The sequence below is a fragment of the Aquaticitalea lipolytica genome (assembly GCF_014641635.1).
Classification (GTDB): domain Bacteria; phylum Bacteroidota; class Bacteroidia; order Flavobacteriales; family Flavobacteriaceae; genus Aquaticitalea; species Aquaticitalea lipolytica.
The window spans coordinates 115,025-136,793 of sequence record NZ_BMIC01000005.1; the positions used below are offsets into that span (position 1 = coordinate 115,025).

At 31.7% G+C, this 21,769-nt stretch carries 17 protein-coding genes; 12 read left to right on the plus strand and 5 right to left on the minus strand.

The features are described from left to right. Positions 1–27 precede the first annotated feature (27 nt). Positions 28–1,830 carry a chloride channel protein gene (locus tag IEW41_RS11700; protein ID WP_188606551.1) on the plus strand — a complete coding sequence of 601 codons (1,803 nt, stop codon included), beginning with the start codon at positions 28–30 and terminating at the stop codon, positions 1,828–1,830. Positions 1,831–1,833: 3 nt separating this feature from the next. Continuing rightward, entirely contained in the window at positions 1,834–2,070 is a 237-nt protein-coding gene (locus IEW41_RS11705; protein ID WP_188606552.1) for a hypothetical protein, read from the plus strand. Here the strand turns inward: IEW41_RS11705 and IEW41_RS11710 are convergent. Next, positions 2,067–2,516 carry a nucleoside deaminase gene (locus IEW41_RS11710; protein WP_188606553.1) on the minus strand — a complete coding sequence of 150 codons (450 nt, stop codon included), beginning with the start codon at positions 2,514–2,516 and terminating at the stop codon, positions 2,067–2,069. The genes IEW41_RS11705 and IEW41_RS11710 overlap by 4 nt on opposite strands. A 62-nt stretch (positions 2,517–2,578) precedes the next feature. Between IEW41_RS11710 and IEW41_RS11715 the strand changes: the two genes are divergently transcribed. Beyond that, positions 2,579–4,342, plus strand: a complete 1,764-nt coding sequence (locus tag IEW41_RS11715; RefSeq protein WP_188606554.1) for a 1-deoxy-D-xylulose-5-phosphate synthase — start codon at positions 2,579–2,581, stop codon at positions 4,340–4,342. Here IEW41_RS11715 and IEW41_RS11720 read toward each other — a convergent pair. From IEW41_RS11720 to IEW41_RS11730, 3 genes are all read right to left on the minus strand, one after another. Beyond that, positions 4,339–4,497, minus strand: coding sequence for a hypothetical protein (locus IEW41_RS11720; RefSeq protein ID WP_188606555.1), 159 nt, complete (start codon positions 4,495–4,497; stop codon positions 4,339–4,341). The two genes, IEW41_RS11715 and IEW41_RS11720, sit on opposite strands and share 4 nt — an antisense overlap. 130 nt (positions 4,498–4,627) lie before the next feature. Then, a complete protein-coding gene (locus IEW41_RS11725) occupies positions 4,628–7,417 on the minus strand; it encodes a T9SS type A sorting domain-containing protein (RefSeq protein WP_188606556.1) in 2,790 nt (929 codons plus the stop codon). A 60-nt stretch (positions 7,418–7,477) separates the two neighbouring features. Continuing rightward, entirely contained in the window at positions 7,478–8,821 is a 1,344-nt protein-coding gene (locus IEW41_RS11730; protein WP_188606557.1) for a deoxyguanosinetriphosphate triphosphohydrolase, read from the minus strand. A gap of 181 nt (positions 8,822–9,002) precedes the next feature. On the opposite strand from IEW41_RS11730, the gene IEW41_RS11735 reads away from it, so the two are divergent. After that, on the plus strand, positions 9,003–11,810 hold the full coding sequence (locus IEW41_RS11735) for a TonB-dependent receptor (RefSeq protein ID WP_188606558.1): 2,808 nt from the start codon (positions 9,003–9,005) through the stop codon (positions 11,808–11,810). Positions 11,811–11,854: 44 nt separating this feature from the next. Next, positions 11,855–13,045, plus strand: coding sequence for a beta-helix domain-containing protein (locus IEW41_RS11740; protein ID WP_188606559.1), 1,191 nt, complete (start codon positions 11,855–11,857; stop codon positions 13,043–13,045). Between the two features lie 78 nt (positions 13,046–13,123). On the opposite strand, the gene IEW41_RS11745 is transcribed toward IEW41_RS11740, so the two are convergent. Next, positions 13,124–13,483, minus strand: a complete 360-nt coding sequence (locus IEW41_RS11745) for a toxin-antitoxin system YwqK family antitoxin (RefSeq protein WP_188606560.1) — start codon at positions 13,481–13,483, stop codon at positions 13,124–13,126. 371 nt (positions 13,484–13,854) lie between these two features. Here IEW41_RS11745 and IEW41_RS11750 point away from each other — a divergent pair, with 371 nt between their 5' ends. From IEW41_RS11750 to IEW41_RS11780, 7 genes are all read left to right on the plus strand, one after another. Next, on the plus strand, positions 13,855–15,039 hold the full coding sequence (locus IEW41_RS11750; protein WP_188606561.1) for a porin: 1,185 nt from the start codon (positions 13,855–13,857) through the stop codon (positions 15,037–15,039). Between the two features lie 19 nt (positions 15,040–15,058). Beyond that, complete coding sequence (locus tag IEW41_RS11755; RefSeq protein WP_188606562.1) at positions 15,059–16,009, plus strand: PstS family phosphate ABC transporter substrate-binding protein; 951 nt, start codon at positions 15,059–15,061, stop codon at positions 16,007–16,009. A 71-nt stretch (positions 16,010–16,080) separates the two neighbouring features. Further along, positions 16,081–16,959, plus strand: a complete 879-nt coding sequence (pstC, locus tag IEW41_RS11760; protein WP_188606563.1) for a phosphate ABC transporter permease subunit PstC — start codon at positions 16,081–16,083, stop codon at positions 16,957–16,959. Continuing rightward, positions 16,952–17,806, plus strand: coding sequence for a phosphate ABC transporter permease PstA (gene pstA, locus IEW41_RS11765; RefSeq protein WP_188606564.1), 855 nt, complete (start codon positions 16,952–16,954; stop codon positions 17,804–17,806). Before pstC ends, pstA begins: the two co-directional genes overlap by 8 nt. Before the next feature lie 25 nt (positions 17,807–17,831). After that, positions 17,832–18,623 carry a phosphate ABC transporter ATP-binding protein PstB gene (pstB, locus tag IEW41_RS11770; protein WP_188606565.1) on the plus strand — a complete coding sequence of 264 codons (792 nt, stop codon included), beginning with the start codon at positions 17,832–17,834 and terminating at the stop codon, positions 18,621–18,623. A gap of 11 nt (positions 18,624–18,634) precedes the next feature. Next, positions 18,635–19,297 carry a phosphate signaling complex protein PhoU gene (gene phoU, locus IEW41_RS11775; RefSeq protein ID WP_188606566.1) on the plus strand — a complete coding sequence of 221 codons (663 nt, stop codon included), beginning with the start codon at positions 18,635–18,637 and terminating at the stop codon, positions 19,295–19,297. 119 nt (positions 19,298–19,416) lie between these two features. Then, positions 19,417–21,726: an inorganic phosphate transporter gene (locus IEW41_RS11780; protein WP_188606567.1), complete on the plus strand. Its 2,310-nt coding sequence runs from the start codon at positions 19,417–19,419 to the stop codon at positions 21,724–21,726. Positions 21,727–21,769: the final 43 nt, after the last annotated feature.

Sequence of the window (21,769 nt, forward strand, 5' to 3'; positions counted from 1 at the left end):
TTGCAGGATTTTTTAGTAGTTTTAATAATGCCAAAACAGTCACTTCTTAAACGGTTTCATATTTGGAGATACAAGAATATCTCTCAAAAAAACTTTGTTTATATATTAAGTGTTCTTGTTGGGTTGCTTGCTGGTTTAGCAGCAGTAACATTAAAAAACATTACTTTTTTTATTCAAAGCTTATTAGAACATGGTATAATTTTTTCTCAAAATCAATTATACTTCATTTTACCAGTTCTAGGGTTGCTTTTTGTTTATTTACTTAACAAGTATGTATTTAAAAAAGTCGTTGCAAATGAAACACCTTCGTTTATAAAAAGAGCAATCCCATCTGTTTTATATTCATTATTAAGACAAAAAGGTTTTTTACATTATAAACAGATTTACTATCCATTAATTGCTGCACCATTAACAGTAGGTTTTGGTGGTTCTGTTGGTTTATTAGGTCCTGCAATAACTTCTGGTTCTGCTATAAGCTCTAATTTAAGTAGATTGTTACATATAGACCGAAAAACAAGAACTCTTCTTATAGCATGTGCATCTGCTGGAGCTATGGCATCTATGTTTAAATCGCCAATTGCGGCTATTGTTTTTGCTGTGGAAGTGTTTAGTTTAGATTTAACTTTTGCATCGTTATTACCATTATTAATTGCATCAATTTCATCTGTATTAACATCGTACTTTTTTTTGGGAGATGATTTACTTTTCAATTTTAATCTAACTGAGAAATTTACCATTAATGATACTGTTTTCTTTATCATTTTAGGTATCGGAACAGGAATTGCTTCTTTATATTTTACAAAAATATATTTCGCCATTTATGCCTTTTTCGAGAATTTTAAAACTCGATTTTTAAAACTCGTTGTTGGAGGTTTTGCAATAGGGATTATGTTGTATTTCATTCCGCCACTTTATGGTGAGGGTCTAAGTTTCACCAAAGACCTATTTAATGGTAATTATTTACATGCACTTGGCTCAAATCCTTTTGATTCGTACATAGATAATATTTGGGTTGTTATAGCTCTATTAATTGGGTTCACTTTTTTTAAAGTTATTGCCATGACAACAACTTTTGCAGCAGGTGGTGTTGGAGGAATTGTTGTACCAACAATGGTTATGGGTAGTGCTTTAGGAAATGTTGTTGCAAAAATAATTAATAATATTGGTCTTGGCTTTCAGGTATCTGAAGCTAATTTTACATTGGTTGGTATGGCTGGATTAATAGCAGGAGTTATACATGCACCATTAACTGCTATTTTTTTAATTGCTGAAATTACTGGTGGATACGTGCTGTTTTTACCTCTAATGATTACTGTAGCCATATCTTATATGATTACAAAACATTATATGCCGCATACTATATATACTCGTGAATTGGCTGAAAGAGGTGATTTGTTAACTCACGACAAAGACCAAAATGTTTTAACATTAATGAAGCTTGATAATGTTGTAGAGCAAGATTTTATTAAACTAAAACCAGAAATGACTTTAGGTGAAATGCTTCATAATGGTGTTGCAAAATCACAGCGAAATTTATTCCCAGTAACGAATACTGAAGATGAGTTTTTAGGTATTATTTTGTTAGATGATATTAGAGAGTTTATGTTTGATCGAGATTTATACGACTCTACAAAAGTTGAATTGTATATGCACAATCCTCCAGATATTATTGTATTTGAAACCGATACCATGCAAACGGTTATGGATAAATTTCAAAGCTCTGGAGCTTGGAATCTGCCAGTAATTAATAACGGAAAATATTATGGCTTTGTTTCAAAATCTAAATTATTAACCGCCTACAGAAGGCATTTAATTAGCTTTACAAAGTAACAGATGAAATATTTAATTGGAACTTTAACACTAATCGTTTTTGCTTGTATTTTCTACGGATTTATTTGGGACACTGACTATTCTGAAAAATTTATAGGCTTTGGTGTTGTTGGGTTATTCTTTGTTGTTTTTCCTCTATTTTCTTATTACAGATGGAAAGATAAAAAAGTAGAAGACTATATGCTTACCAAAGAAAATCTTGAAAAAATGCGTAAACGAGAAGGTGACAAACGTAGTTAATTTAAATTTCGTTTTTCGATAAAAAAGCGTTTCAATAATTGTGATGCTTCTTCAGCCATAATACCGCCAATAATTTCTGTTTTAGGATGTAATTTAGTATTTAAAGTTGTGCAACCTCGCTCTTCATCTTTAGCTCCATACACAATCTTGCTAATTTGACTCCAATACAAAGCACCAGCGCACATTTGGCAAGGTTCTAAAGTGACATATAGTGTACAATTTTGAAGATACTTCCCACCCAAAAAATTAGACGCAGCAGTAATGGCTTGCATTTCGGCATGCGCAGTAACATCAACCAATAATTCTGTTAGGTTGTGCGCTCTAGCAATAATTCTATTTTCAATAACAATAACAGCTCCTACAGGAATTTCACCTTTTTCATAAGCAGTTTCAGCTTCCTGAAGTGCTTTTTTCATAAAGTAAGTGTCATCAAAAGGATTTTCCATTATTAAAATTTAAAAGGTCGGAATTCAAAAATACGATTTTCAAATACTACATTTGTAAACTGATGAGCAAATTTTTAGACCATATTAATTCACCTTCTGATTTACGAAAACTAAATCAGAATTACTTACCTCAACTCGCTAAAGAGTTGCGTAAGTTCATCATTAATATTGTTGCTACAAAAGAAGGACATCTTGGCGCTAGTCTTGGTGTGGTAGAGTTAACCATTGCACTACATTATGTTTTTGACACACCTAACGACTTGCTTATTTGGGATGTTGGGCATCAGGCCTATGGTCACAAGCTATTAACAGGACGAAAAGATAATTTTCATACTAATAGACAACTCAATGGAATTAGTGGTTTTCCAAAACGAAGTGAAAGTGTTTATGATGCTTTTGGTGTTGGTCACTCCTCTACATCTATTTCTGCTGCTTTAGGAATGGCAATTGCCTCACAGCTAAAAGGAGAAAACAAACACCACATTGCTGTTATAGGAGATGCATCTATAGCTAGTGGAATGGCATTTGAAGGTTTAAATCATGCTGGTGTTACTGATGCCAATTTATTAGTTATTCTTAATGATAATGCCATAGGTATTGACCCAAGTGTTGGTGCTTTAAAACAATATTTAACCAATGTTAAAAAAGGTACTGAAAAGCAAGATAATATTTTTGAAGCTTTAAATTTTAATTATTCTGGACCTATTGATGGTCATGATATTGATAAAATTATTTCGGAATTACAGCGCTTAAAAAATGTAAAAGGTCCTAAATTTTTGCATATCATAACTACAAAAGGCAAAGGGTTAAAGCAAGCTGAAGAAAATCAGGTTAAATATCATGCTCCAGGAAAATTCGACGCCATTACTGGCGACTTATTTCCAAAAACAAAAACAGATGAAGCACCAAAGTTTCAAGATGTTTTTGGGTATACCATTGTAGAATTAGCTAAGCAAAACGATAAAATAGTGGGTATTACACCAGCGATGCCAACTGGTAGTTCTTTAAAATACATGATGGATGAAATGCCAAATCGTGCTTTTGATGTTGGTATTGCAGAGCAACATGCTGTAACGCTTTCTGCTGGTATGGTTTCTCAAGGCTTGGTTGTATTTTGTAATATTTATTCAACGTTTCTACAGAGAGCTTATGACCAAGTTATACATGATGTTGCTTTACAGAATTTACCTGTGATTTTTTGTTTAGATAGAGCTGGTTTGGTTGGTGAAGATGGAGCTACACATCATGGTGTTTTTGATTTAGCTTACTTACGCTGCATCCCTAACCTCATCATTTTTGCGCCTCGAAATGAGATTGAATTACGTAATATAATGTATACTGCTCAATTAGGTTTAGACAATCCTATTGCTATAAGATACCCTAGAGGAAAAGGTGTTACAATAGATTGGAAACAACCTTTTTCTAATATAGAAATTGGGAAAGGAATTGAATTAAAAAAAGGGGCTTCACTAGCTGTTTTGAGTATTGGGTTTATTTCTAAAAATGTATCAACTGCCATAAAAAATGTAAAGAACAATACAACTATTGGTCACTACGATATGCGATTTATAAAGCCTTTAGATGAAGATTTGCTTCATCAAGTTTTTAAAAATTATAAAACTATTATTACTATTGAAGACGGAACTATTAAAGGAGGCTTTGGTAGTGCTGTTTTAGAATTTGCTGCACATAATAATTACAAGAATTCTATAAAATGTTTAGGAATTCCTGATGAGTTTGTAGAACAAGGAACAATTGACGAACTTCAAAAGTTAACATCGTTAGATGCTTACAACATTACTACAATTTTAGAAAGCTACTCTTAATCGTTTACAACGATATCTGATTGCTGATTTGCATTATAAGTTTTAACACTCTCTTTTGTGTTCTTATTTGTTTCTTTAGAAATATCATCGATTACTAACAAAAACGCTAATGTTACAAAAAACACTACTATAGCACTTAGAATATTTTTTTTCATTTTGGTAGAGCTAAGGGTTGATGTTATCAAAAGTAATGATTTATCGTTAATAAGCAAATTTTTTCGATGAAATACACAAAAGTAAAAAGGGAGCTTATGGGCTCCCTTTCAAAATATTTATTTATTGTTATTATTTTATTACAATCTTCTTTGTTTCGGTAAATGTTCCTTTAGTGAATTTAACAAGATAAACACCTGAAGACAAATTAAGTTTTAATGATTTAGAACTACCATTTAAATCAATATCTGTATTATAAACTTTCTTCCCTGTAATACTAAATACATCTAAATTAACTTTACCTATATTTAAAGTAGATGAGATAGTTATATTTCCATTAGAAACTGTAGGATATATTCTTAAAGTATTTTTATTGATTGTGTTATCATTAATACTCAGTGGTGTTGCTGTAAACTGCCCTGTAAACAATCCTCTACCATGAGTAGATGCTAAAATTACATTATCTGTAGCTCTTAAATCTAAATCAATAACAGTAACATCACTCATTCCATTATAAACAGGAACCCAAACAGGGCTTGCAACAGTAATATCTGCTGTTGCCCAAACACCTAGTTCTGTACCTATTATAACCTCTTGAGGTATTAATGGGTTTTGTAAAATACATTTAACAGGCATATCTGGTAAATTCCCTTCTTTGTTTTGCCAAGAAGTTCCTCCATTTGATGTATACCATACACTATTTACTCCATAATTAAACATTGTTACAAAAATTTCATTTTCATTTTGTCCAAATTCAATATCAGAAATACTTCCAACAAATCCATTAAACCCAATATTACTCCAAACTGGAACGTTATCGGCATTTGTTAATTTAAGAAGTCTTCCATTTGCAAGTCCTACTAATAGAGTCGCTGTACTTGTTGGAGGAGTTCCGTTTGTTGAATGTGGATTAATTTTAAACGCTGTTGGTCTGGCATTTAATAGTGCATTCGTTAAATCTGAAGCACTCATTATTGATTGAATATTTACATTTATATATCGAGAAATACGGTTTGTTCCTCCTGAAGAAGAATTAGTATATAATACATGTCTATTATCATCTAACTCAGCTTCGTTTATAAAGCTACCTCTATTGTTATTTGCTATTGTATATCTTCCACTATTATAGCTTGGAAAGTTAGAAAATATATGCGTCTCTCCTGTATATGAAGTAATCAAATAATCACCATTTTTACTAATCTCAGTATAAGCACCATCTCCTGTTCTTGGATCTACATAAGCATTTGCTCCTGCATTAGAATTAAGTGAAATCTGAGTCCCATTATCTTGTAATCCTCCAACTAAGTCATCTCCATTTGCAATATCAACTTGGTTAATATCTCCATAATAAAAATGTGTAGTATTGTAGTCTTTATTTCTAGCTTGAATTGCTGTAGTGCTATTTGAAGTAACTATAGACGATATATTACTTCCATAAAACACACCTCCATCATTACCAAATGCAGCTTGGTTTCCATTACTTCCTGGTCTAAATACAATTGCATGATGATCTGCATGTACTAAAGGCACTTGTAAAGCTGCTAAATTATTATTGTTTGACCATTTTGAAATTTGTCTCCAGTTGATACCAAAATCTGTTGTTCTAAACAAATCAATACCACCAACATAAAGCACGTCACTTTGGTCTGCCTCAATAACTAAATCGTAAAAAGCTTGACCTCTTGTAAAATCAGTATCAGGGATACCTGTATCAGCATCATTCGGCTCTGTTGGCATCGGACTTACAGTACTAAATGCATTAGCAGTAAAAAATAAATCTGCACCATTACCTACTCTTGCTGCTACCCAAAAAATGTTTGCAGAAGTTTGAGAAGGTTCAAGTTCAGTTCTTAAAGCTCCAGGTATATTAGTAATTAAACTAAATGTAACACCATCAGTAGATCTATATATATCTCCTCCAGGATTACCAAAAGAATCGCCTGTTGTTGTAAACCAAATGTTATTATTTATATCTAACTCTATATCACAAGGGTTTTTAAAAACTCCACTTGTATGTTGTATTGCAAATCGTGTCCATGTATTACCATTATCAACAGATTTATATAAACCCATTTCATTAAGGCCATTAAAATTTCCTGAAGCAGCATCTGCATATGCAGCACTTGAAACTGCAGCATATAATTCGGTAACACCTCCATTGTTTCTTGCTACAATATCATTCACATAAAAGAAACCGTTTACAAACTGTCCAGATGTATTTGTAGTTCCTCCTAAAACATTTTGCCATGTTATACCTGCATCTGTAGATCTCCAAATTCCTCTACCAACAGCATCACCTGATGTAAAAGATTCACCCGAGCCTATAAAAAATGTATTTGAATTATTTGGGTCAGAAATAATTGTTGTAACAGATATATTTGCTTGAACGTTTAGTTGAGTCCAAGAAGAGCTTGAACTTGTTATATCATTATTAACCCATAAGCCTCCTGAAACTCCTCCTGCAAAAACACGAGTATAATCATCAGCTGGGTTTGCATTTCCAACATCGTTCGGGTCAAACATTATACCTCTTGTACGACCTCCTTGATTATTAGGTCCTCTGTCAATCCAAGGAGTAGAAGTAGTTCCACTAACACCTCTTCCTGCTAATCTGTCTTCTCTTAATTGAGCTTGAAGCTCTAATACTCGCTCTGGCATTGGTCGTCCAGTATTTGGGTCCATTGTAAGTTCCCACATTTGCTCATAATAAGCATTTGGTGGTAAACCTAAATCCTTTCTTTCTGATTTAGAAAGACCTCTTGTTTTGGCAAACGGGCTGTTTTTTAAAAATTCTGCATGTTTTGCCTTTAAAGCTTCAACCGTTTGTGCTTCATTTTCCTTGTTGTTAGTAAGCTTAAATGTCGTTATAACTATTATCGCTAAAACCGACGCAGCTAACATTAGTAGTAATCCTTTTTTCATGTTTGTTTTTTTTGTTTTAATATAATACACAGTTATATTAGCTAAAACTGCGTTGTGCTTTTATAAATGATTTCCTTTTAACTTTCTGTATGTTAATATTGCATTACTGTCAGACAGCTTTGACACATAATTGCAAATTGATAGTAAATTATCATAAAGACTATCTTTATTTAAGTCTAGTGTTTTAGGAAAAACTTTCAGAATTAAATGATTATAGTTAGATAAACTTCCTAGCTGCTTATTATAAATTGTCGTTGTAAATATATTTAAAAGTTCATTAATTACCTCATATCCTGCAATCTCTTTATTTAGGACATCTTTAGAATTGTATACGTTTTGAACACTAATTTTAATGATATCATTAATTTGAGCTTTATACTTGCTGACATCTAATAGTGCTTTAGAAAATTGCCCTTCTAATATATCTGCTTCATTATGCATAAACAATTCAACAGCCTCATTTATTAAGGTGTTTATTGCAAGAGCTCTCAAATAGCTTATTCTATCTTCAGTATTTGTAAGTGCGTTATAATTATTAATATTTATAGTCTCTTTTACTAAATTTATTAAATATTCTAATGCGTACTCTTCTTGTATTAAGCCTAAATTAATCCCATCTTCAAAATCAATAATTGTATAGCAAATATCATCTGCTGCTTCAACTAAAAACGTTAATGGATGTCTAGAATAGCTTATATCGTTAGTTGAACTTCTACTTAAAAGACCTAACTCATTTACAACATCTAAAAAAGCTTCTTTCTCGCTTTGAAAAAATCCGTATTTTTTATCTGCTATATGAGCTGTTGGTTTTTTAGGTAGAGACTCTTTTGGGTATTTCATAAAAGCCCCAAGTGTTGCATAGCTTAATCTCAGACCTCCTTCTCTTCCTTGCCTACTTTCAGTTAATATTTTAAATCCATTGGCATTACCTTCAAAATCACATAAATCTTGATACTCTTTTTCTGTTAAGTGTTTTTTGAATTCTTTTCCTTTTCCTGTTTTAAAAAACTCTCCAATAGCCTTTTCTCCAGAATGACCAAAAGGCGGATTTCCAATATCGTGTGCTAAAGCTGCAGCAGCTACAATAGCTCCAAAATCGTTAGCTTGATATCCATGAACGTTTTGAAGGTGAGGATGCTTTTCTAATAGCTTTTGACCTACTTTTCTGCCAAGAGATCTACCAACCACACTAACTTCTAAACTATGGGTTAATCGCGTATGAACAAAATCTGTTTGCGATAATGGAATCACTTGTGTTTTGTCTTGAAGGCTTCTAAACTCTGAAGAGAATATAACACGATCATAATCAACTTCAAACCCTAAACGAGTTTCGTCTTGTTCTTTACGTATGCGTTTGTTTTTATCTCCAAAACGTTTTAGTGACAGTAATTGTTCCCAGTTCATAGCAATTCTTTAAGCGCATGCAAGATACATTTTTCAATGTTAAATTAACATATCCTAATTGCAATTTATTGAACATTAGATAACGTTTAGGTAACTTTTTTATGAAGTACGTTTAACCTTGAGTTAACCTCATCTTTACACTCAATAGGTTTCTTTGCAGCAAATAATTATGATTAAATAAATGAAACAACTTATAATAGTATTTACACTTTTTACGACTTCATTTTTAATAGGTCAAACTGGTTCGATTGCAGGGAAATTATTAGATAAAGAATACAACAATGAGCCTTTGCCTTTTGCTAATGTATTAATAAAAGGTACTACAACAGGCACAACGTCTGATATAGATGGTCTTTATATTTTTGAAAATCTAAGCCCTGGCGATTATACTTTAAGTTTTAGTTTTGTTGGTTATGAAACTCAGGACGTTTTAGTTAAAGTTGTTGCTGGAAAAGTAACTACTGTTAATTTAACTATGGGAGCAAGTGCTGCTTCATTAGATGAGGTAGTAATTACTACAACTACAAGAAAAGAAAGTGAGGCTGCTTTATTATTAGATCAGAAAAAAGCAGTAGAGATTAAACAAAGTATAGGTGCCGAAGAACTTTCTAGAAAAGGTGTTAGTAATGCTGCTTCTGCTGTAGCAAAAATTTCTGGTGTATCAAAACAAGAAGGTTCGAGCAATGTATATGTAAGAGGTCTTGGTGACAGGTACTTAAACACAACTATGAATAGCCTTTCACTACCTTCAAACGATGTTAATAAGAAAAATATAAACTTAGATTTATTTTCTTCAGATGTTATTGAAAGTGTATCAATAAGCAAGGCTTATTCATCAAAATTTTATGGAGATTTCTCTGCTGGTAATGTAGATATAGTTTCTAAAGATTATAAAGGAACAGGATTTTTTGAAGCCTTTACTGGTTCAGGTTTTAACAGTAATGCAGTAAATAAAAATTTTGTTAGAAGCGAAGGTACTGGTTACTTTGGTTATTATGGTCGTTATGCACATAACCCATTTGCCATTATACTATCTCATGGTATTGACCCTGAAGATGCTGGAACACCAATAAATATTGTATATGGTGCTTCTGCAGGTAAGTCATTTAATTTTAAAAATGGTTCTCGTTTAAGCCTTTTTGCTACTGGTTCTTTTGAAAACAATTATGAATACAGAAAAGGAGCTGCTATTGATTATACGCTAGTTGAAAAAAAGGCATTTGATGAAGCTGAAGAATATGAGTATTCTACTACAACTACTGCAATGGCAAATGCAAATTATAGAATTGATGATAATAATACTTTAAAATATAATTCGCTATTTATTAATAACTCTTCAGATGTTGTTGGGTATTTCGGTGTAGATGGTAATGGTCGTAGTAGAGATGCTATTTTAGATACAGAGCAAGGTTTTTATCAAATGAATGTTCAGTTTGACCAAACTAGAATGTTTGTAAATCAATTACAAGGAGAGCATAAGTCTGGCAAACTAAATTTAGATTGGGGAATTGGTTACAATGTAGTTTACTCTAAACAACCAGATAGAAAACGTATCTCATTAGAAAACTACCAGTATGCATTAGATAATGACCCAAATACAAATCCAACGTTCTACAGCAATGTGGTGTTTGATAATCAGCGTTACTTTCAAAGTATCGAAGACGAAGAATTAAATAGCAGAATTAACTTTGCTTACAATGCTTCTGAAAATATAAAACTCAACTTTGGATATAATGGTCGTAAAAAAGAAAGAAATTTCGAAAACATTAGATATGGTTACGATATTGTCAATACTACATTCCCTGTAACAAATGTTAATGATTTCAATAGTATTTTCAATTTAGAAAATCTCAATATATCAAGTGACAGCAATGGCATTTATGAAATTAAAGTTATTAATACAATCCCAACTTTATCAAATACTAATAGACCAGGCTTACCAGAAAACACTTATAAAGGAAGCCTAAATATACATTCAGCTTATATTGATAAAGAAATAAAAGCTAGTGAAAAATGGTTAATTGTTCCTGGTATCAGAATAGAATCATTAGACCAAAAAATAGCTTATGACGTTATTAACCTTGGCAATAGTGGTGAAGATGAAAAAAGGTTTTACAAAAACTTTTACCTACCTAGTTTAAATATAAAATATAGCTTAACCGACGAGCAAAATTTACGTTTCACCGCAAGTCAAACAGTATCAATACCAGAGTTTAAAGAAATTGCTCCGTTTGTTTACGAAGATGTTACAACACGTATTGGAGGTAACCCAGATTTGTTAGAAAAAGGATTCTCTGAAATAATCAATGTTGATTTAAAATACGAATGGTTTTTCAGCAAAAATGAATTATTATCATTAGCTGCTTTTGGAAAACAAATTAAAGACCCTGTTAACTTAGTAGTTGGTGCTGACGCAACAGGTACACAACGTTATTTCAGAACTGGTGATAAAGCAACAGTTTATGGTTTTGAGGTTGAGCTTAGAAAAAATTTAATCACAGACGAGAACGATAAGTCTAAATTATCTTTTGGTGTAAATGCAACTTATATGCACACAGAGCAAGACTTATACACTCAAATAGATGGTGAGACTTATGACGTAAGTTTTAATAAAGACAAAGAAGATTTACAAGGCGCTTCACCTTTGCTTATTAATGCAGATGTTAGCTATTCACCAATTTTTGGTAAGTACAAACCAACTGCAAACTTAATATATTCTTACTTCTCTGACAGAATTGATGCATTAGGCTCTGGTCAATTAGGAAATGTGATAGAAAAAAGTGTTTCCACTTTAGATTTCATTTGGAAAAATAATATTAATGACAAGTTCGAAATCAATTTCAGTGCTAAAAATCTGCTTAATCCTTCAGTAAAATATATAAGAGAAACAACTCTAGGCAATGTAGTTGTTAACTCTGCTAATGGAAAAGGAGTCTCAGACTATAAAAGAGGAATGGATTTAGGATTACAACTTAAATACAAATTTTAAACATAAATAATCGCAAAATAAAAATTTAATTAAACTCAAAAAAAATGAAAAATAATTTATTATTAGGATTAGCATTAATAACAATGTTATTCTCGTGCACAACAGATGGTACTTCAGATATTATCATCAATGATAACAGCGTTACAAATAACAATAATGGTAATGGAAATACAGATCCGCAAACCATATTTTTATCAGGTACTTATACAGAAAATTTAACTTTAAATGCTAATAACACTTATAAAGTTAATGGGTCTTTAATTATGGCTTCAGGAACAACTTTAACAATTCCTGCAGGTATGACTATTAAAGCTTTAGCTTCAGGAGCTAATGTGTATATTGCTATAGCTCAAGGAGCAAAAATTATTGCAAATGGTACTGCTGATAATCCAATTGTTTTGACATCTGATGCTTCTTCACCAGCTGCTGGAGATTGGGGAGGATTAATCATTTTAGGTCGTGCACCAATAAACTCTGTTACTGGCAGCGCAACATCTACTTCAGAAATTGCTAGTTTACCTTATGGAGGAACGAATGCAAATGATGATTCTGGTTCATTACGTTATGTACGTGTTGAATATTCAGGAGGTGCTGCTGATGGACAGTCTGAAAATAACGGATTCTCTTTTTATGGTGTTGGTAACGGAACAAATGTAGAGTATATCCAAGCTTATGAAGGTAAAGATGATGGTATAGAGTTTTTTGGCGGAACTGTTAATGCTAGCTATGTTTCAGTAATCAATGCTCAAGACGATTCTATCGATTGGACTGAAGGATATACAGGAACAATAACAAACGCATACGTAAAACATGGTGCAGAGCATGACAAAGCAATTGAAGCTGATGGTTACAATACAGATTTTAGTAATGCTGCTGGATATTTCTCTAAACCAAATATTACTAACCTAACAATTATTGGTGTTGGAAATACTGTTGGTACTGAAGCTATACGTTTAAGAGCTGGTACTCAAGGAATTTTTACAAATTTAGTTATCCAAGGTTTTGAAGAAGGTTTTGATTTAGATGGTGACGCTGGTGATAATCCAACTGGTGCAGGAGTAACAAATGGACATTTAAATGTAACTAACGTAACCTTTACAGATGTTACACTTAAAGTAAAAAATGATACAGGAGTAGCGTTTAACGTTAATGGAGATTTTATTATCTCTGGAGATGGTAATGGAACAGGTACTAATTACGCAACTTGGGGAGCAGGTTGGACTGTAGGAAACTAATTAACACAATAAATAAAATAATAAAAAAGCATCCAGAAATTGGATGCTTTTTTATTTTAAAATCAAATCTAAAAATATTTAATTTCTTACTGCTAATGACGATGTGTTAGTCCATTCACTAACACTTGCTATAGCATTATTTGTATAATCTACTTCTTTTAAAGTTTTATCATTCCAATAAAACCATTTGCCGACTTTCTTCCCATTATCATAACTAGCAGAAACTACTTTATTGCCTTCTGTGTCAAAACTTAACCATTCTCCTTGAAGTTTACCATCTAAAGTGTAATACCCTGTTTGGCTTACAACTCCGTTGTCATGATAATAAACAACTTCAATAACATTGGCTTTTTTATTAAGTTTTAAATCTCTCTTTTGTTGACCAAAAGAAACCACAGTAATTAATAAGACGAATAAAAATAAAATGTTTTTCTTCATAATTATGGGTTTTACATTATTTAATAATCAAATATAAACATTAATTAACATTAACGCAACATTTGCTTAACATTAAGTTTACATTAAAGTTTTAACAATCTGATTATCAATAATTAAAGCAATGTTAAGTTTAATAATTAGTTAATATTATGGTTACATAAACATTGCTTAAATACTTGATATTTGAGTGTATTTTAAAATACAAATTAGTTTCATATAATCTATTAGTTTTTGTCGACTACATTATCATGAACACTAGTAACTGCCTTTGGCCAAGGCAGTTTTTTTATGTTCTAAACTTAACATACAAGAAACATTTAGTTAACATTTAAATTGGTTCTTTGCAGCGACAAAAACTAATAAAACAAAATATGAAACTTAGACTATTTGTAATAGCTTTTTTTACGCTATTTATTATGAACGCCCAAGAAATTAATGCTCCAAAATTTGGTAAAGGAATTTTTAATCTTGTGGGTCAAGATAGTACTTGGACAATGAAAATCGCTGCAAGAATGCAGTTTTTAGCTGTATCAACTTGGCCTGAAGGACAAAGTAACGAATCGGAGTTTTTAGTGCGTAGAGCGCGTTTAAAATTTGATGGATACGCTTTTAGTCCAAAACTAGAGTATAAATTAGAATTAGGTTTATCAAACAGAGATATTTCTGGTGCTTCAGAATTTACAAGTGATGCGCCTAGATATATTCTTGATGCTGTTATAAAATGGCATTTTGCTCCTAATTTCGAGTTTTGGTTTGGCCAAACTAAACTACCAGGAAATAGAGAACGTGTAATTTCATCTGGTAACATGCAAATGGTAGATCGATCACTTCTTAATAGTAGATTTAATATCGATCGTGATATGGGTATTCAATTACGTCATAAATTTAACTTAAGTGAAAAGTTTGTTGTGAAAGAAATATTCGCAATATCACAAGGTGAAGGTAGAAATATAACTACTGGGAATTTAGGAGGACATCAGTATACATCTCGATTAGAGATATTACCTTTTGGAGAGTTTGCAAGTGATGGAGATTATTCAGGAAGTGATTTAAAAAGAGAAAAAACACCAAAATTAGCAATTGGTGCAACTTATGATTTTAATAATAACGCTGTTAAAAACAGAAGTAACCAAGGGTCTTATATGACAAATGATGTTGGTTTTTATGAAACTAATATTTCTACTGTTTTTGTAGATGCTATGTTTAAATATGATGGTTTTTCTTTAATGGCTGAATACTCAAACAGAGACGCAAAAGATCCTTATGCAAAAAATAGCGATGGTACTTTAACTGGTGATGAAGTACAGGTTGGAAGCGGATTAAATTTACAAGCAGGATATCTTTTTAAATCTAATTGGGAAGTCTCTGGTCGTTACACAAACATTGCTTTAGACAAAACCATTACAGGCAAGGATACCGAAAATCAATACACATTAGGTGTTTCAAAATATATAGTAGGTCATAAATTAAAAGTACAAACTGATATTAGTCACTTAGAAGTAGCTAATGGGACTAACGAATTAATGTACAGATTACAATTTGATATTCATTTCTAATAAAAAAATCTAAAAAATCATGAAAAAACAAATATTAATTATACTAGTTGCTGTTATAGCATTAAGCTGTGGAGAAAATAAAAAATCTTCAGAATCTTCAAACTCTGAAATGTTATCAGGCACTATTCAAGTAGATGGGTCTAGCACAGTTTTTCCAGTAACAGAAGCAGTTGCAGAAGAATACAGAACAGAACAACCAGATGTTAAAGTAACTATTGGTGTTTCTGGAACTGGAGGTGGTTTTAAAAAATTCTCTAGAGGGGAAACAAATATTTCTAATGCATCTCGCCCAATAAAAGATATAGAAATAGAGGCATGTAAGGAAAACAATATTACTTATGTTGAGTTAGAAGTCGCTTATGATGGTCTTGCGGTTTTAGTAAACCCAGAAAACACTTGGGTTGATAGTTTTACTATTGAAGAATTAAAGAAAATTTGGGAACCAGCTGCACAAGGTAAAATCATGAAATGGAACCAAATTAGACCAGAATGGCCAAACGAAGAAATTCATTTATTTGGTCCTGGCGTAGCATCTGGTACTTATGACTATTTCACAGAAGCTATTGTTGGTAAAAGTGGCTCAAGTAGAGGTGATTTTACTGCTAGTGAAGATGATCATGTATTAGTTCAAGGTATAGCTGGAGACAAATATTCTTTAGGCTTTTTCGGATTGGCTTATTATACAGAAAATGCTGATAAATTAACATTAATTGGCGTGCATAATGGAACTGAGGTGGTTAAACCAACTTTAGAAACTGTAAGTAACGGAACATATAAACCATTATCTAGACCTTTATTTATTTATGTAAATAGTACATCAGTAAAATCTCCTGAAGTAGTAGATTTTGTAAACTTCTATTTAAACAATGCTGGAGAATTAGCTGAAGACGTAGGATACATTCCTTTGCCTGCTGATATTTACAAAAAACAGATAGAAAACTTCAAAACTTTTGTTGAAAGTAACAAATAAGCAAAAGTTTCTATTGAGAGAATCAGGTACTTTTTGTGCCTGATTTTTACATATTTAATACAAATAATTTAATGAGACGAATTAAAGAACTGATAATTGAAAGGTCGCTATTAACTAGCGCTTTAATTACTATTGCTGTTACAGTTGGTATTATTTTAGTTCTTTCTATTGAAGCTATAAACTTTTTTAGCGAAGTATCAATTGTCGATTTTTTTACTGACACTCAATGGACTCCATTATTCACTGAAAAGCATTTTGGAATTTTACCTTTGTTGAGTGGAACCTTATTAACATCATTAATTGCTATTATTGTTGCATTACCTATTGGGCTTACAATAAGTATATACTTAAGCGAATATGCTCCAAAAAGTTTTAGAAAAACTATAAAACCTCTTTTAGAGCTTTTAGCTGCTGTACCAACTGTAGTTTATGGTTTTTTTGCATTAATAGTTGTAACACCTATTCTTCAAGACTTCATTCCTGGTTTGTCTGGTTTTAATTCTCTTTCAGCTGGAATCGTCATGGGAATAATGATAATTCCATTTGTGTCATCTATAAGTGAAGACGCTTTACATGCTGTACCAAGTTCCTTAAGAGAAGCCTCATTTGGAATGGGAGCAACAAAACTTCAAACGGCTTTTAAAGTTATTGTGCCAGCCGCTTCATCAGGTATTATTGTGTCAGTCATTTTAGCAATATCTAGAGCAATTGGCGAAACTATGATTGTGGCAATTGCAGCAGGACAACAACCACGTTTAACATTAGATCCAACAGTCCCTGTTGAAACTATTACTGCATACATTGTTCAGGTAAGTTTAGGTGATGTACAACATGGTTCATTAGAATACAGAACCATATTTGCTGCTGGTATTACATTGTTTGCATTTACTTTCTTATTAAATACAATTAGTTATAGAATAAGAAAAAAATATCAAGAAAAGTATGAATAATATTCAAAAAAACAGACTTAAAGATCAAATTTTCAAAATATGGGGAATAGGCTGTACCCTTTTTGGATTAGTGATTTTATTCTTTTTTATAGGAGATATTTTAATTGATGGTATTCAACGAATCGATTGGAGTTTTATAACAGACTTACCTTCAAGAAAAGCTGAAAAATCTGGGATATATACTGCCTTAATGGGAAGTATCTGGATTTTATGTTTAACAACTGTAATAGCACTACCAATTGGTATTGCTGCAGGTATTTACCTTGAAGAGTATAGCAAAAAGGGGAAACTATCTGCTTTATTAGAAATAAATATTTCAAATTTAGCTGGTGTACCATCTATCATTTATGGGTTATTAGGGCTTGAAGTATTTGTGAGAATAATGAGTTTAGGCGCAAGTGTTTTAGCAGGAAGTTTAACATTGTCTCTTTTAATTCTGCCTATAATTATTGTTGCAACAAGAGAAGCAATAAAAGCTGTACCAACATCTATAAAAGATGCATCATATGCTTTAGGAGCCTCAAAATGGCAAACCATTTGGTATCAAATACTTCCAGCTTCTAGTGGTGGAATTTTAACTGGAGTTATACTTGCTCTCTCCAGAGCTGTTGGTGAAACCGCACCTTTAATTGTAATAGGAGCTTTAGCTTATGTGCCTTTTGCACCTTCAACTCCAATGGATGAATTTTCAGTATTACCAATTCAAATTTTTAACTGGATTTCTAGACCTCAACATGGCTTTATAGAAAATGCAGCAGCAGCAATCATCATACTATTATTAATAACGTTTGTTATGAATGGAATTGCGGTTTATTTCAGAAATAAATGGCAAAAGAAGTTAAAATAACATAGATACACTTATAGAAAACAAAATGACTTTAGATAAAATTATAGATCCTGCTTTAAAAAAAGTACCAAAAATAGAGGTTAAAGATGTAAAGGTCTGGTATAGCGATTTTAATGCTATAAAAGGTATTAGTATGGACATTAAGCCTAATACAGTTACAGCTTTTATTGGGCCTTCAGGTTGTGGTAAATCTACTTTTTTACGTTTATTTAATCGAATGAACGATTATATTGATGGGTTCAAATTAGATGGTAAAATAAAAATCAATGGCGATAACATCTACAAGAAAAAAATAAATATAGAAGAACTTCGCAAAGAAATTGGAATGGTATTTCAAAAACCTAACCCATTTCCAAAATCTATATTTGACAATGTTGCTTATGGCTTAAAAATTCAAGGCATAAATGACAAAAAATTTATTGCAGAGCGTGTAGAAAAAGCTTTAAAACAAGCAGATTTATGGAATGAAGTTAAAGACGATTTAAAAAAATCTGCACTATCTTTATCTGGAGGTCAGCAACAACGTTTATGTATTGCAAGAACATTAGCTGTTGAACCATCTATAATTTTAATGGATGAGCCTACCTCTGCGTTAGACCCTATATCTACTGCAAAAATTGAAGAATTAATTTTTGAACTAAAAGAAAAGTACACAATTATTATTGTTACTCATAATATGCAACAAGCTAGTAGAATAAGTGATTATACTGCTTTCTTTTATCTTGGTGAATTGATTGAGTTCGACAAGACTAAAAAAATATTTACTAATCCAGAAAAACAACAAACCGAAAACTACATTACTGGTCGTTTCGGATAAAAAATAATATTATGGATAACGCTTCATACCAAAGAGAAATAATAAATCATGCAGGTTTAGACATGCTAAACTTAAGTCTGTCTCAATTAGAGAAAGCTAAAGAAGCCTTTTTAACGCATGACAGTGACCTTGCCGAAGAAGTTATAAACACAGAAAATCGTGTAAATGCTTTAGATATTAAAATAGAAAAAGACTGCGAAAAATTCATAGCACTTTATAACCCTGTTGCTATAGACCTTCGTTTTATTATGGCAATTCGTAAAATAAATTTTGATTTAGAGCGTATTGCTGATCACGCTTATGGAATATCAAGATATGTTGTTGATGTTGATAAAAGCATTCCTAAGCACTTAATTAAAGCAGTGGAGTTCGAAAAAATGTATGAAACCATTTCTTCAATGTTTGATAACATCATAGAAGCTTTTGAAAACAAAAATGTAAAAACAGCTAGAAAAGTATTCAAAAAAGACAAAATTGTTGATGTTATAAATGTTAACTCATTTAATATTATTGAAGAAGAAATCAAAAAAGATAATACAATAATAGCAGAAGCTTTAATATTATTTTCGGTTGTTAAAAAATTAGAACGTGTTGGCGATCTAATAAAAAACGTTGCTGAAGAAATTATTTTCTATATCGATGCTGAAGTAGTAAAACATAAGCGAAAAAAATAACCTCTAATATATCAAATTAAGTAATTAGCATCAATTGGTAATATATTTGTTAACCTTTTGGTAACATTAAGAATTTATAATTGAAGTAATTTTGCCGCGTTACTTTCAATAAATTTTTTATGGATAATATTTACTTAATAATGATAATTGCCTTAGCCGTTTTAGCAGTAGCTGATTTGGTTGTTGGTGTGAGCAACGATGCAGTAAACTTCTTAAACTCTGCAATAGGCTCAAAAGCAGTTTCTTTTAAAACAATAATGATTGTTGCTAGTTTAGGTGTAGCAATTGGAGCTGTATTTTCAAGTGGGATGATGGAAGTTGCTCGTAAAGGGATTTTTAATCCACATGAGTTTATGTTCAATGAAATCATGATTATTTTCATGGCAGTAATGATTACAGACATCTTACTTCTTGACTTTTTTAACACCGTTGGTATGCCAACATCAACAACAGTTTCTATTGTTTTCGAATTATTAGGAGCTTCAGTTGCAATGGCATTAATTAAAATTGGTCATGCTGGTGGAGGTTTAGTAGATGTTGTTAATTATATAAATACTACTAAAGCAACCGAAATTATATTTGGTATTTTACTCTCTGTGGTCGTCGCCTTTTCAGTAGGTGCTCTTGTGCAATGGTTTTCTCGTTTGTTACTATCATATAATTTTGAGAAAAAAGCAAAATGGGTTGGTGCTGTATTTGGTGGTTTAGCACTATCAGCGATTACTTATTTTATATTTTTAAAAGGTATAAAAGGTACTGCATTTGCAGACGAAAGTTATGACATAATAGGTGGTATGAAAATTAAGAACTTTTTAGAAGTTCAAGTATTACCAATAATAGGTGTTAGTATAGTGTTTTGGACACTTTTATCTGTAATTTTAATCAACTTCTTTAAAACCAATATTTATAAACTCATTATTGTTGTTGGAACATTTGCATTAGCATTAGCGTTTGCAGGAAATGACTTAGTTAACTTTATTGGTGTTCCTATTGCGGCATGGCAATCATACGAAGCTTGGGTTGCATCTGGAGTTGCAGCAGAATCTTTTAGTATGGGCTTCCTTGCTGACAAAGTACCAACACCAACTATTTTATTGGTAATTTCTGGTCTGGTTATGGTATTAACTCTATGGTTTTCTGAAAAAGCAAAATCTGTAACAGAAACAGAAATAAATTTATCTAGAGAAGGAGATGGTAAAGAGCGTTTTCAACCAAACTTTTTATCTAGAGGCCTTGTAAGATTTGCTATTGCTAGTTCTCAAATGATGTCATACATCCTTCCAAATTCTTGGAATGAAAAAATAGATAAGAAATTTGAAAAACCTGTTATAGCCTTAAATAAGTCTAAAACATACGAGATGCCAGCTTTTGATATGGTAAGAGCAGCAGTAAACCTTATGGTTGCGAGTGTTCTTATTTCTTTAGCAACATCTATGAAATTGCCATTATCTACAACTTATGTAACTTTTATGGTTGCTATGGGTTCTTCTCTTGCTGATAGAGCTTGGGGAGCAGAAAGCGCTGTATATAGAGTTGCTGGAGTACTAAACGTTATTGGTGGATGGTTTTTCACAGCTATCATTGCATTTGTTGCTGCTGCCACTATTGTAGTCTTAATTAATATACATGTACCATCTATGGTTGGAGTGTTATTACTTATAGCTATTTTATTATTGGTAAGAAACTATATTGCACACAATAAAAAAGGAAAAGAGCTAAAAGCTGAAGACCGTTTAAACAAAACTGAAAGTAGTTCTGTGCAAGGTGTAATTCATGAAAGTGCAAAAAATATTGCTAACGTTGTTAAACGTGGAAACAGAATTTACACTAATGCTATAAATGGTTTAGCTAAACAAGACTTGTCTTTACTTAAAAAGAATAAAAAACAAGTTGTAAAATTATCTGAAGAAATTGATGAGTTAAGAGACAACATCTTTTATTTCATTAAAAATCTTGACGACTCTAGTGTTGCTGCAAGTAATTTTTATATAAATGTTTTAGGGTATTTACAAGATATGACTCAATCGTTAGAATATATTACTAAAGTGAGCCATAAGCACATTAACAACAATCATAAAAAACTTAAGTTTAGCCAAATAAAAGAGCTAAAAGAAGTTGATGAGCGTTTTGAGCTTTTCTTCAACAATACTAAAAACGCATTTGACTCAATGTCATTTGAAGAAATCGGAACTATTTTAGGTCGTAAAAAAGAGATTATGGGCTTAGTTACTGATAAGATACAAAAGCAAGTAGAACGTACACGTACTGAAGAATCTAGTCCTAAAAACACAACGCTTTACTTTAGTTTATTGTTAGAAACTAAAGATTTATTAAATGCTACCATGAATCTTTTAGAAGAGTATCATAATGCTCATGATAGTTCAGTAAAACCTGCAACTATTAATCCTTCTGAAGAAGAAAACAAGTAAAATAAATTAATGTTATATAAAAAAAGCACCTCTTTCGAGGTGC